This is a genomic window from Blautia fusiformis, assembly GCF_020686995.1.
GTDB classification, from domain to species: Bacteria; Bacillota; Clostridia; order Lachnospirales; family Lachnospiraceae; genus Blautia_A; species Blautia_A fusiformis.
This window is the reverse complement of the sequence record NZ_JAJEPT010000018.1, coordinates 56,467-70,474: the sequence shown is the minus strand read 5'-3', so window position 1 is coordinate 70,474 and position 14,008 is coordinate 56,467. Positions and strand designations below refer to the sequence as shown.

Genomic DNA, 14,008 nt, shown 5'->3' with positions numbered 1-14,008 from the left:
ACACTCTGGCGTGGGGCAGTTTGCGAAGGGGAAGCACTCATAGTTGCGAAGGCCGTCTCCCCTTCTCGCGCTCTTCCCCTCCTGGCCACGCCGCTGTTCTGCGTTGTGGAGATGTGTGTATTTTTTCGGCTTGGTCCTGTATGCTGCTGTATTGGTAGTGTTGGGCTGAGCCGATTTTTTTGTTTTGGCGTACGGGAAAGCGGCCCGCACAGCGGGCCTGTTCCCTGGGATGTTCAGGAACGGGTTTGCTGCGCAGACCGTTTTTTCGTTTCTTTTTCTGTCAGATGCTGTATATGATTACTCTTCCACTCTGTTTTTTTCATTCGCAGTCATTCTTCAGCTCTGGTTTTCGCTTCCGATAGTGTAGCATACATCACCCTGTCAGCAAATTCACGGATCTCTACAATCGTCCAACAGCGGCGTGCCCGGAAAAGGGGAGCGCGAGGGGGAAAAGCGGGCTTCGCTAACTCTGAGTGCTTTCCCCCTCGCAAACTGCCCCACGCCAGAGTGTTCCCCTGAAAAGGATTATGAAAAGGATTCCGGAAAAGGAATCAAAAACTTTGTTGAAACGCTCTTTTTACAGGATTATAATGTAAGAAAAAGGAGCGTGATCTTATGAAAACAGAAACAGCAAAGGATACCCTTCCTTTCACCTGCACACCGGCTTATGACCGAGATGCCTGTAAAGGGTGTGTCTGTTCTACCTGTTACGAGCAGGAATTCTGCGACCGCTGCAGTTCCTGTGTGGAGCAGAGTCACCGGAAGGAACGGTGTAACGCTTATGAGGGAGCCTACAATTATTAACCCCTGCCAAAAGAGGCCGTCAGGAAATATTTCCCGACGGTCTCGTCTCTAATCGTACATTCCTTCTGAACTGCCAGCTCTGATAAGGTCTGTCTCATATGATTTCACTGTAAAATATTGATTTATTCTTCTATCGGGTAAATCCAATCCGCCTTAATTACTTCGGCAATTATAAAATATGAAGCACCTTTAGCATCACTGAATACCACTTTCTCATCTGGAATTGATTTTTTAAATTTATCTATTTCTTGTACATCAAATTTATTAATCTCCAATTCCTTTTGCAAATCAGCATTATTAATAATAGCTTCTTTTTTAGAAACAATTTTAGCTGGCAACTGTGTAAAAGAGCCAATTTCTTCATTCATTAATATTCTCTGACTTTGCCAATCTTCTCTAGGCTTAGAATGGTAATAATAATTTTGAACAAATTTACTAAAATCAAAATCTTCTTTTACAGACATAAATTTATCAATAATAAGTGCTTTAGCTCTTTTCCTTTCCGGAGCAGTGTCAAAAAGCCCCGTATCCTTATGAATATATTTTTTTAATTTGAATTTTGATTTATATTTCGACGATGTCAATGCAAATATGGCATACACTCTTTTTTCATCTCCGAAGCCATATTTATCAATAAAATTATTTATCTTAGCAATATTCGGTAAATTTGCTGCCCACAGGCATTTTTTATGATCAGTTATACAGGCTAACTTCTCCACGATTATATCTGTGAAGCTCTGTGCTTTATTATCTTCTCCAATATAATCACCCATTTTACCTACAATAATATGATCCAATTTACCCTTTTCGTATAAATCCTTAATACTTATTCGTTGAAATTCGATTTGTTCTTCACATTTTTTTACTTGTTTTGTGCAGGCATCTAAAATGATATCCTTTTCATATTTACCAATTATATCCTGATTAATTCTCCTTTTTGTTTCATTATTAATCTGAATAATAGGCGTTTTCAGCTCTTCCATTATAGTTCTTTTAATTTGTTCTACAGCCTGATTTAATTCATCTTCCCGTGGATTGTACTTCTCTGTCAAATCAGCTTTATTATGAACAGATTCTTTGCCAAAATATCTTAAAGCAGCTTGAAAGTATAAACTTTCCTCAATATCTAATTGTGCCTCATCTACTTTAACAATGCATCTATACAAATAGTAATTATCTTCACTGTTGAATTCGCGCAACAAATTTTTATTATCAAATACTCGCTTTATTTTATTTGAATATAAAGCATCTAAATGCTGACGCATTCTTTCTTTCATGTCTTTAGCTTGTCCAATATAAGCAGTTTTTTTATTTTTATTATATATTATGTATATTCCCGATTCCGAATACAGTTTCTCAATCTCAAAAATATTATCTTTACTATTCTTTTCAGCCATCTTTTCCCTCAAAATATTTTCCCATTTTTGCTTTATAACTCTACTATAACAGCTTCACTCTCCCTATTCAACTTATATCTTTACTTCTCCATTCCCAATCAAATCACCCCCTCCCAAAACCAGGAAACAGGCCCACAGCATAGCCTGAACGTCTACAATACATTGATCAACCACCTCCCAGAACCAGGGAACAGGCCCGCAATCGGGCCGCCTTCCCGTCCCTCTTAAACTCTTTCCCACCCTGTCAAAACTATACACAACCATCCAGCGCCCCAGCCTTTCGCTCCCGATACCGCAGCATCCATCGCCCTGTCAGTAACTCCACACATCCCCACAACCTCGAACAACTGCGTGCCCGGAAAGGGGGAGCGCGAGGGGGAAAAGCGGGCTTCGCTAACTCTGAGTGCTTTCCCCCTCGCAAACTTCCACTGCTTCCCAAGCATCACCTTTTTCAAAAAAATAAACCTCATAAAAAAAAGAGACCATCAGACCCCAAAAGTCCAACAGTCTCTCCCAAAAAGAAAAACTCTATTTTTATTCTTTATTCTTTACCTTCTCCAGCATCTCCTCAGCTCTCTCGATCTCACTCTTCTCATCCTTCGGAAGAACAATATTAAGAATAATAGCAAACACCGCTGCCGGAACAATACCGGAACCACCGAAGATCAGGCTGATCGCCTGTGGCAGATGCACCAGGATCGCTGTATTGGAGCCAAGTCCATAACCAAGACCAAGTGCTACGGAAACGATCGTAACATTTCTCGGTCCTATCGGCCACTTGGTAATTAACTGGATACCGCTGACAACAATGGATGAGAACATCATAACAGCAGCGCCGCCAAGAACACTCTGCGGCATGATGGAGATCAGTGCTGCAAGCTTCGGGAACAGTCCGCACGCGATCAGGAAGATTCCTCCTGTAGCGATACAGAAACGGTTTACAACCTTATTCATTGCAACCAGACCAACGTTCTGGCTGAAGGATGTGTTCGGAAGCACACCGAACAGTGCTGCGAAGGAAGATCCAAGTCCGTCACACATAACACCACCGGAAAGCTCTTTGTCTGTAGCCTCTCTTCCAAGACCACCCTCTGTGATTCCGGAAATATCACCAACTGTTTCAACTGCAGTTACAATAAACATGATCAGGATCGGCACGATCGCACGTGCGTCAAACACCCATTTTACAGGCATCAGTGCCGGTACCGCAAACCATTTTGCCTGAGCAACCTTGTCCCAGTTGAGAACCCAGGCCTTTGTAGCCTCCACAGTAGCACCTGTGTCATCTACATATGTAAATGTTGTAGGAAGTACCATAGCCATGATACTTACCAGAACGTATCCCACGATAATACCGATGAGGATTGAAGAAAAGCTTGTGAAGCCTTTTGTTCCATGTTTCAGTACAATGATCACGATCAGAACTACAAAGCCTACGAAAAGGTTTTCAAGAGAACCGTAATCCTTTGCGGAGCTTCCGCCACCGAAAGAGCTGATTCCCACACCGATCAGTGAAAGACCGATTGAAAGTACAACTGTACCTGTTACAACAGATGGGAAAAATTTTCTTAAGGGTTTCAGAAAGCTTCCCAGAACAGTCTCAAAAAGACCGCCGATAAAGCAGGCTGCCATGATCGAACCATAGGCAACGACACCATTTCCCATGACTCCGGCAACACTCTGACATACGCCGATGAAGCCTGAACTTGTTCCCATAACGATAGGAAGCTTGCCACCGACCGGTCCGATCGTAAAGACCTGTACAAGTGTAACAATTCCTGCGATCAGCATTGCATTCTGAAGTAATGCAACCTGAAGATCCCCTCCTGCTTCGATCCCGCAGGCAGCTGTGATGATCAGAAGCGGGGTAAGATTACCCACAAACATGGCAAGCACGTGCTGCAGTCCAAGGGGAATTGCCACCTTAAGAGGCGGGCGTCCGTCCAGCTCATAAGGGCTGGCTGTGTTTTTCTCCTGTTTTTCCATAATGAATCCATCCTTTCTTTCCCTATGTCCTGACGATAACATAAAAAAGAAGGCAGTTATACCCACTGCTGAATATAACCGCCCTGTTATCTGTCAGTACACGTATCGTGTCTCTTCTGTTTCGACACTCTTATCTGAACTGTTATTTCAGACTCCTGAAAAACGGGTTCATTATACAGTATCCCAACATCTATATCAAGTATTAATTAACAAGTTGTTGATTTTTTTGCAGCTTTTTTCGCCTGGCTCTCACTCCAGAGCTCATCGGCCTGTTTCTTCCATACCTCTGCATAGTGATCACACTTTGCACAGAGATGCTCCGCTGTTTCCGGTGACTGAAGATCTGTAGATTTCGCTCCTGCACGCTCAACCATCTTGCGGAGAAGTTCAGGATTTTCAAGCATCGGACATGGACGAAGCATGTTCTTGTTGAACGGCTGACCTTTGTGATACTCCATAAAGATCGGGCTCTTCAGCGCCTCAAGAAGTGTACATTCTTTAATGTTCGCATTGGAGAAATGAATGAATACACAAGGATCCACGTCTCCGTTTGCATTGATATGGAGGTAACGACGGCCACCTGCGATACATCCGCCTACATACTCTGCATCATTCTGGAAGTCCATTGTGAAGAGAGATTTTGTGGCACGGAATCTGCGGACGCTGTCATACATTTTGATTCTCTGCTCCGGTGTGGGAAGAAGATCTGCTGCCGCATCATTTCCAACCGGCATATAGTGGAAGAACCACGCAAAATAAGCACCGCACTCGATCAGATGATCGAAGTATTCCTCACTGCTTACTGCATCTACGTTTGCGGATGTGTAGCATGTGGAAACACCGAACGGAAGTCCGTGACTCTTCAGAAGCTCCATGGCATGCATAACCTTCTGATATACGCCATCTCCACGACGTCCGTCTGTAGTTGCCTCTGTTCCCTCAAGGCTGATAGCCGGAACGAAGTTTTTCACACGGAGCATTTCCTGACAGAATTCTTCGTCGATAAGAGTTCCGTTTGTGAAGGAAAGGAACTCGCAGTCCGGATTCATCTCACAGATCTTAATGAGATCCTTTTTGCGGACCAGTGGCTCACCGCCTGTGTAGATGTACATATAGGTTCCCAGCTCTTTACCCTGTTTTACGATAGAATCGATGGTCTCAAGATCCAGGTTCAGCTTGTGGCCATACTCTGCTGCCCAGCATCCTGTGCAATGAAGGTTACATGCGCTGGTAGGATCAAGAAGAATTGCCCACGGTACATTGCAGTCATTCTCTTCTGATACCTTTTCCTGCGTTGCGCTTCCCTTAAGACTGGCATTTACAATAAAGTTGCGGAAGAATGTCTGGCGTACGCCTGCATCCAGCTGATACATACGAAGGATCAGCTGATACCAGTTGTCCTTTGCCTCGATGGAGTGACGGATCGCATTTCTCTGTCCTGCATACCAGCCATCCGGCGTTACTTTATCAACCATTTCCATGATCTTCGGTATGTTTGTCTCCGGATCCTTCTCAAGATAATCCAGTGCTTTTGTTACGGTAGCTGCGATCGCTGCCTGTTTTGCTTTGTCTACGATTCCCATACTCTATTTCCTCCTATGTTATTATCTAAAGTGATTGGTTATTTTTATGTTTATGTTTAAAGCCGACTCTTGATGATCTTGATCGTCAGGATCCCGACCCATAGGTTAAGAATTCCTTCCAGTAAAATGGAAAATCCTACCAACGCCATCATCGTAGCTGCTGCTTCAAATGGTCTGATAAAAACCAGAACTCCGATTACTCCGGTGACCAGTGCGATCAGCAGGATCTGCCACCACAGCGCCAGACCGAATCTCTTCGCATCTACAGACATCTGGATCTTAAACAGGGCATCTGCCAGGATCAGGATTCCAAACACGGAAAAAATAAGATCCACTGCGAAATTTTTTCTGGCTATCATGATCACTCCCACTGCCATCAGCAGGATCCCGAAAGCCAGATCGAACTGAAATGCCAGACAAAAAGCATCTCGCGTGAAATATCCGCTGATCTTAATAGCTCCGTACAGGATCAGCATGATTCCCATAAGCACGCACAGCATTTTTACAGAGCTTTTGGGCTTTGCCATCAGAAAAATACCCAGCACGCAGAACAGTAATGACATGACGATGTAGATGTTTTTTACAAGCTTCAGCTGTTTCAGGTCATCCATACGTTCCCTCCTTGATAATTTTTTCTCATTTATTGTACTGAATTATACATCACCGTGTCGTTTAAAAAAACAGACAAAAAAGAGCCAGTGCCTAAATTTCAGACACCAGCTCAAAATTAACTGTTTCTATATTTTAATAATATTCGAGGACATTCCTGTTCCACAGGTGAATGGATATTTTTAATCTTTCAGATTTTTGTACTGACTCTCGAGGCTCTTCTCGTAAATATACTCCAGCTTATGCATATCTGACAGGATATCATAATCCATATCATGCCGCAGCCAGTCCAGGATCACTCCCACAAATACGCATTTATAATACCGGCTTATAAGATGCCTATCCTCCTGATCCATTTCAAAGTCTCCGACCGCCCTGTTGATCAGCTCCTCCACCACACGCTCCGTGGCATGATCCAGATAATCGGCAAATACATCCCTCTGAATCGAGCGGTACAGATGTATCATGGCTTTTTTGTTCTTCTGAACTGCATTGACAAGGATTTCCATACAGTCGCTGACTGATTCCGGTGCTTTCTGATCCTTCAGAATGTCATTCAGCTCTTCCTTCACCATTGCTTCCACCGCATCCGGAATATCCCTGAAATGGTAGTAAAATGTATTCCTGTTTACTCCACAGCGTTCCACGATGTCCTTTACCGTAATCTTGGACAATGGTTTTTCGTTCATAAGTTCCGTCAGTGTATGCAGTATAATCTGTCTTGTAAAACCTGGCATTTTCTCTCCCCCATCACAAGCTTTCCTCGGGTTATTTCCTTATTATGTCACAATATTAACACTCTTTCAAGCGACAACATGTTAGAAAATGTCCATAAATCCTCCCCCCGATAACTGTCCCATGGCCTGACTGAACAAGGTTTTGTCAGATTTCTTCTTTCTGTTCCTGCACTTTTTTCTCTGGCTGAATATGAACGATTCCCTCCACAACGGTATGGTTTCTGACCTGATTTACCACAATATCCAGATTTTTCCAACTGCATCGGAACTGTTCTCCATCCTCCGGTACACGTTCCAGAACTCCACAGACAAAGCCGCTGAAGGTATCATATTTTTCTACAGGAAGCTCCACATTTATAGCCTCTGCCACATCATCCAGGATCGCTCCCCCCTGTATTTTCCAGATATGTTCTCCTGTCTTCTCAATATCATCCGGCTTCGGCAGATCCGTCCTGTCGTCAATATCTCCCACCAGTGTTTCCACAAGATCATGCAGAGTGACGATCCCCACAAAACAGCCGTATTCATCCAGCACTACTGCAAAATAATCCCGTTTCTCCCTCATTTCCCGGAAGATCAGGTTGGCACGCATGGATTCCGGTACAAAAAACGGTGAATAACAGGCATGCTGCAGAACAGCTTCTCTGGATCTGTCATCCAGGCGGAAATAATCTCTGGTGTCCAGAATATGGATAATATCATCCTGATCTTCCCCGCATACCGGATAAAAGGTGTGACGGTTCTCTCTGATGATCCTTTCCCATTCCTCATCGGAGTCTTCCATATAGAGGACAACCACATCTCTTCTGTGTGTACAGATCTCATCTGCCGCAGTATCATCCAGGTCAAAAACATTCTGGATCATCTCGCTTTCTTCCTGCTGGATGCTGCCCTGTTCATTTCCCTCTGTAAGCAGCATACGGATTTCTTCCTCTGTGGCCTGCTCCTCTTTTTCTTCCGGTTTGATCCCCATCAGATACAGCACACCATTGGCAGTTACTGTCAGAAGTGCGGTAGCCGGCCAGACTGCAATCATCGCGATCTTAAGAAGTCCTGCCAGACGCAGAGACAGCTCATCCGGATTTTTCATTCCCAAACGTCTTGGCACCAGTTCTCCGAACAGAAGACTTACATAGGAAAGCAGTATGGTCACAATAATCATGCATACGATCTTCAGAACATTCTGTGGTACATCTGTTCCTGCCCTTATCAGTGCTGCTGTCATCGGCTGTGCAAAATATTCTGCCGCAAAAGCGCTCTGCAGAAATCCTGCTGTAGTTACCATTACACGGATCGCTGTCATAAAATGTGCCGGCTGTTCTGTGAGCTTTATCAAAATCTGCGCCCGGTGATCTCCCTCTTCCGCCAGCTCCCTCATCTTTGCTTCATTCATGGACAGAATCGCCATTTCCGCACCTGCGAAAACAGAGTTCAGAAAGATCAGGAATACCAGTAAAACAATTGCCTGTATCATATTTTTATTCCCCTCAGTATAGTCGTTCGGAATTATTCCGAACCAATTATAATACAGAAAGCGGACCGTTATCATCCGCTTTCCTGTTGCTTATTCTGATTATTATTACATAAGATAGCATAACCCTTCCGGTCTGTCAAACCATCCGCTTCCAACCAGTAATATACTATACTATAATATAAAAAACAGCAGATACATGCAACAGAACGGCCTTTCATCTTCCACTCTGCTGCATGCCTGTGAACATCATCGCTGCACGACCTATGTTCACTCTGCTGCTTCCTTTTCCATATGTTGTTTCGGAAATTCCATAATGATCTCGGTTCCCTGTCCCGGTTCACTGTTAAGCCACAGCCTGCCGTTCAGAGTTTTTACCCCGTGCTTCACAATGGAAAGGCCAAGACCGGTTCCGCCGATTTCCCTGGAATGGCTTTTGTCCACCCGATAAAAGCGTTCAAAAATGCGTTCCTGATCTTCCTTCGGAATACCGATCCCTGTATCCCGCACATTCACGCGAACTGCATCCTCGCCATCCTTCAGTCTCACAAAGACCTCTCCACCCCGGCGGTTATATTTGACAGCATTATCGCAGACATTATAGAGAACCTCTTCCATGATCGTCGGCACTGTATCCAACACTGTACTTCCGCCTTCCATATACATATGCACTTCCTGCTTTTCGGCAGCTTCATGTAAGGTAGAAAAAATATCATGAGTCAGACTGTAAAGATCCAGTTTTTCCCACTGATACGGCAATCCGCCTTCATCCAGACGGGAGATTCGGATCACATCTCCAACCAGACGGATCAGTCTCTGCGCTTCCTTATAGATGCGTCCTGCAAAAACCTTCACATCCTCATCCTTCACAAATCCGTCCTGCATGATCTCAGCAAATCCAGAAATGGAAGTCAGCGGCGTTTTCAGTTCATGGGAAACATTGGCGGAAAATTCTCTTCGCAGCTGTTCCCTTTCTACTTTTTCGGTCACATCCACCAGAAGGATCACCGCACCCTCTGTCTTATTTTCTCTTGTGACAGGATTGGCGATCACCTGAATCTCACTGCCATCCAGACGAAGGATCTTGTTCTCATGCTTTCCTTCAAGGACCTGCCCAACGACACCTCGAAACTCCTCCGAGCGGTTCAGAAGATATACACTTTCTCCTGTTTTGATCTCCTTTACCTTAAGAAGCTTTCCCACACTGGAGTTGACAGAAAGTACCATGGTATAACGGTCGATCACAAGAAGTCCCTCCTGCATGTTCTCCGTGATAATAGAAAATTCTTTCTGCTGTCTTCTGGCTGCCTCAAGCTGCAGACGGATCTGCCGGCTCTGTCTGCCAATCTTGCTGAGAAGCGGCTGTACCTCATCATAGGCATCATTCTCATCCGGATTCTCCAGATCAAGCCCATTAAGAGGTTCCACAACCTTCCCGGAAAGCCTAGATGCAAACACGCCGGACAGGAGCAGCATAAGTATCAGAACTGCAGCAAAAGGCGGAAGCAGCTGCAGGAGCAGCATCCATACAGAAGCCTGGTTACTGGAAACTCTCAGCACATTGCCATTTTCAAGGCGTACTGCATAATACATTGTTTTTTCGGAAAGAGTTGATGACATTCTTTCATCCGCACCTTCTCCGTTGATCTCTGCTTCACGGATCTCCTTGCGATGTCCGTGATTATCCATGCTTTCCACATTTGCCTCATTGTCGTAGATAACTTTTCCACTTTCATCCACATAAGTGATCCTGGAATCCTCATCATTCAGCTTCTTCAGATAATCTATCCCGGTACTTTCCACACCTCTGGAAATATACACGGCTTCTTTCTTCAGCTCACCCATCAGCTGTCCCTGAAAATAGTGATAAAGGATTCCCACGACAAATGCCAGTCCCAGTACTGTGATCAGTGATGAAACCAGCATGATATACTTAAATATTTTTTTACTCAAAGCTCAGCCCTTTCCTTTCTCCGAAATCTATATAGCATTTTACAAAAGCAATGTAAAAACAATCATCTGAAAAAAGTTAAATCCTTGTAAATTTCATCACATTATAAAAAGTGCTGTGATATCCTTTCAATACCACAGCACTTTTTTATAATAATGCAACTCTTTGCAATCTGCTCTTACTTATTTCTATTCCTCAACAAAATAGTTATCTGTATGACTGGAACCGCTTCTGTGGTTTCCTGTGATGGAATATTCCACCCACTCTGCAATGTTCACAGCGTGATCACCGATACGCTCGAAATATTTTGCAGCCATAAGGATATCCAGACCGATGCTTGCATCCGGCTTTCCGTTATTCAGAACCTCGGCCAGCTTTTCCTTAATATCATTGAAGGCATCGTCCACCTTATCATCATCGTCAATAACCTTTCTGCAAAGCTCAAGATCACCCTTTACAAAGGCATCGATGCTTTCTGTAACCATCCGGACAGTATCCTCTGCCATCTTCCGGATATTAATGATATCTCCGGTAACTGCTTTGTCCTCGATATGCTTGGACAGATCCGCAATATCTGCTGCCTGATCACCGATGCGTTCCATATCGGAGATCATCTTCAGCGCTGCGGAAATGGATCGCAGATCTCCGGCTACCGGATGCTCATGAAGAAGAAGCTTCATGCAGAGATTTTCAATCTCTCTTTCCTGTGCATCGATCTCTTTTTCCGTCTCAAAGATCTTGCCAATGAGAGTCATCCCGCCTTCACCCTGAATAGCTTTGGCAGAAAGTGAAATTGCTTTTTCACAGAGACTTCCCATGGTGATCAGTCCCACGTGAAGCTCTTCCAGCTGTCTTACAAAACGTTCTGACATAATATCAACCAAACCTTCCTGTAATATAATCCTCTGTACGCTTATCTGCCGGCATGGAGAACAGCTTGTCTGTATCCGCAAATTCCACAACCTCACCAAGAAGGAAAAATGCTGTCTTGTCGGAGATACGGGTTGCCTGCTGCATGTTATGTGTGACCATGACAATGGTGTAATCCTTTTTAAGCTCTACTGCCAGATCCTCGATCTTGGAAGTGGAGATCGGGTCCAGGGCAGATGTGGGCTCATCCATAAGAAGCACCTCCGGCTGTACTGCCAGGGCACGGGCAATACAGAGACGCTGCTGCTGTCCGCCTGACATTCCAAGAGCACTTTTTTTCAGGCGATCCTTGACCTCATCCCAGATTGCCGCATCACGGAGAGATTTTTCCACGATCTCATCCAGCTTCGCCTTGGAACGGATACCGTGAGTCCTCGGGCCATATGCAATGTTATCATAAATGCTCATTGGGAACGGATTGGGCTTCTGGAATACCATACCCACACGTTTACGCAGAAGATTCACATCCATATCTCCGTAAATATCTTCCCCGTCAAGCTCTACCTTTCCTGTGATGGTACAGCCTTCCACAAGGTCATTCATACGGTTTAAGGATTTCAGAAGTGTGGATTTGCCGCAGCCGCTTGGTCCGATAAATGCTGTGATCTCTTTTTCCGGGATCTCCATATTGATTCCCTTCAGGGCATGAAAGCTTCCATAATGGAGATTCATATTATCAATTGAAATTTTTGTATTTTCACTCATGATCGATCATTATCCTTTCGCAATTTTTCTGGCTACCAGACCGGACAGTCCGTTAATAACAAGTACAAATGCCAGAATGACTACTGCTGTTGCAGATGCCTGGTTTACATGAAGTCCCTCACTGGAAAGCACATACATGTGAAGTGCCAGGGTACGTCCGGAACCCATCAGGCTGTTTGGAACTGCCGCAACAGTACCGGAGGTATAAAGAAGTGCTGCAGTCTCACCTACCACACGTCCGATGGCCAGGATCACACCTGCCAGGATTCCGGGAACTGCGGAGGGAAGTACGATCGTAAAAATAGTACGGAGCTTGCCTGCTCCAAGTCCGAAGCTTGCCTCACGGTAAGAATCCGGAACAGATTTCAGTGCTTCCTCAGCGGTACGCATGATCAGGGGAAGTACCATGATCACCATGGTCAGCGCGCCGGAAAGAAGAGACATGCCCCAGTGCAGTGTGGTTACAAAGAACAGCATACCGAACAGACCATATACAATGGATGGAATACCGGAAAGTGTCTCTGCGGTAATACGGATCAGCTTTACAAAGCGGCTGCCTTTTTTTGCATATTCTACAAGGAAGATCGCTGCAAAAATTCCTACCGGAGCGGCAATCGCCAGAGATACCAGTGTCATGATCAGGGTATTGATCAGTGACGGGAGAAGGGAAACGTTCTCTGAGGTATAGGTAAGGCTGAACAGACTTGCATTCAGATAGGGGATACCTTTTACAAGCACATAGCCGATGAGGAAGAACAGCAGTGCAAAAGTGATCACCGCTCCCAGCAATGTAAGGAATGCCAGGACTCCCGCGCCAGGATGTCTTGCGTAGGACTTCAGCTGGTCTCCTATAGTAAGTGTATTTCTTTTTTTCATTGTTGCTTCTGCCGCAGGATCTGCGGTTACTGATACGTTAGTTTGCATGCTCCGCCCTCCTGTTCAGCAGTGAAAGACTTAAGTTGATGATCAGGATAAATACAAAGAGTACAACTCCTGTTGCGATCAGTGCTTCTCTGTGAAGTCCTGATGCATATCCCATTTCTGTTACGATGTTTGCAGTCATGGTACGTACACCCTGAAGAAGTCCCTTCGGCATACGCGGCTGGTTTCCGGCTACCATGATCACGGCCATGGTCTCACCGATGGCACGTCCGATCCCAAGGACAACGCCTGCCAGGATTCCGGACTTTGCTGCAGGAAGCATAACAAAGAAAATGCTTCTTTCTTTTGTTGCGCCAAGTGCAAGTGAGCCTTCATAGTAGCTTTCCGGAACGCTTCGTACTGCCGATTCCGTAACTCCGATAATCGTCGGAAGGATCATGATTCCCAGAAGGATACATGCTGCCAGCATACTGCTTCCGGTTCCGCCGAACAGCTGGCGGATCAGCGGTACCAGGAGAACCAGACCAAAATAGCCATATACGATGGATGGAACGCCTGCCATAAGCTCAATACCGGATTTCAGTGGTTTATAGATTTTTTTCGGGCAATATCTTGCCATAAATACGGAGGTAAAAAGTGCGATCGGAACTCCGATAAGGATTGCTCCTGCAGTTACATAAATACTTGCCACGATCATTGGCAGGATTCCGAATTTATCGTTTGTCGGTCTCCATTCTGTTCCGAAGAGGAATTTTAAGGGACCAATCTTTCCCATTGCAGGAAGGCCGTTTGCAAAAAGGAACACACAAATAAGAAATACTGCGAGAACCGATGCACAGGCCGCAATGAGAAAAACGACCTTCATGGCCTTTTCTCCTAAATGATTCATAAGACACCTTTCTCTCTGTTCCAGTGGATATCCACTGTGCTGATATATAACGGAGCGGCTTTCC

At 44.8% G+C, this 14,008-nt stretch carries 12 protein-coding genes; 1 reads left to right on the top strand and 11 read right to left on the bottom strand.

Features of this window, described 5'->3' with window-relative positions:
- The first annotated feature begins 615 nt into the window (after positions 1–615).
- The gene (locus LKD46_RS14235; protein WP_138276989.1) at positions 616–804 is read left to right on the top strand and encodes a hypothetical protein; all 189 of its coding nucleotides are present in this window, start codon (positions 616–618) and stop codon (positions 802–804) included.
- A gap of 122 nt (positions 805–926) precedes the next feature.
- Here the strand turns inward: LKD46_RS14235 and LKD46_RS14230 are convergent, their stop codons facing one another.
- From LKD46_RS14230 to pstC, 11 genes are all read right to left on the bottom strand, one after another.
- A complete protein-coding gene (locus tag LKD46_RS14230; protein WP_138276988.1) occupies positions 927–2,201 on the bottom strand; it encodes a GIY-YIG nuclease family protein in 1,275 nt (424 codons plus the stop codon).
- A 534-nt stretch (positions 2,202–2,735) separates the two neighbouring features.
- Positions 2,736–4,187, bottom strand: coding sequence for a uracil-xanthine permease family protein (locus LKD46_RS14225; protein WP_227574282.1), 1,452 nt, complete (start codon positions 4,185–4,187; stop codon positions 2,736–2,738).
- A gap of 206 nt (positions 4,188–4,393) precedes the next feature.
- Complete coding sequence (locus LKD46_RS14220; protein ID WP_021652466.1) at positions 4,394–5,770, bottom strand: radical SAM/SPASM domain-containing protein; 1,377 nt, start codon at positions 5,768–5,770, stop codon at positions 4,394–4,396.
- A 56-nt stretch (positions 5,771–5,826) separates the two neighbouring features.
- The gene (locus LKD46_RS14215; RefSeq protein ID WP_118512697.1) at positions 5,827–6,381 is read right to left on the bottom strand and encodes an HdeD family acid-resistance protein; all 555 of its coding nucleotides are present in this window, start codon (positions 6,379–6,381) and stop codon (positions 5,827–5,829) included.
- 180 nt (positions 6,382–6,561) lie between these two features.
- Entirely contained in the window at positions 6,562–7,116 is a 555-nt protein-coding gene (locus LKD46_RS14210; protein WP_118512698.1) for a TetR/AcrR family transcriptional regulator C-terminal domain-containing protein, read from the bottom strand.
- Between the two features lie 145 nt (positions 7,117–7,261).
- Positions 7,262–8,590, bottom strand: coding sequence for a hemolysin family protein (locus LKD46_RS14205; protein ID WP_227574281.1), 1,329 nt, complete (start codon positions 8,588–8,590; stop codon positions 7,262–7,264).
- 267 nt (positions 8,591–8,857) lie between these two features.
- Positions 8,858–10,540 (bottom strand): sensor histidine kinase, encoded by a 1,683-nt coding sequence (locus LKD46_RS14200; RefSeq protein WP_331465979.1) that lies wholly within the window; start codon positions 10,538–10,540, stop codon positions 8,858–8,860.
- 186 nt (positions 10,541–10,726) lie between these two features.
- Positions 10,727–11,410, bottom strand: a complete 684-nt coding sequence (gene phoU, locus LKD46_RS14195) for a phosphate signaling complex protein PhoU (RefSeq protein WP_118512706.1) — start codon at positions 11,408–11,410, stop codon at positions 10,727–10,729.
- Between the two features lie 4 nt (positions 11,411–11,414).
- Entirely contained in the window at positions 11,415–12,173 is a 759-nt protein-coding gene (pstB, locus tag LKD46_RS14190) for a phosphate ABC transporter ATP-binding protein PstB (protein WP_015526284.1), read from the bottom strand.
- A 9-nt stretch (positions 12,174–12,182) separates the two neighbouring features.
- A complete protein-coding gene (gene pstA / locus LKD46_RS14185) occupies positions 12,183–13,097 on the bottom strand; it encodes a phosphate ABC transporter permease PstA (RefSeq protein WP_138276985.1) in 915 nt (304 codons plus the stop codon).
- Positions 13,087–13,944 carry a phosphate ABC transporter permease subunit PstC gene (gene pstC / locus LKD46_RS14180; protein ID WP_118061759.1) on the bottom strand — a complete coding sequence of 286 codons (858 nt, stop codon included), beginning with the start codon at positions 13,942–13,944 and terminating at the stop codon, positions 13,087–13,089. Before pstC ends, pstA begins: the two co-directional genes overlap by 11 nt.
- Positions 13,945–14,008: the final 64 nt, after the last annotated feature.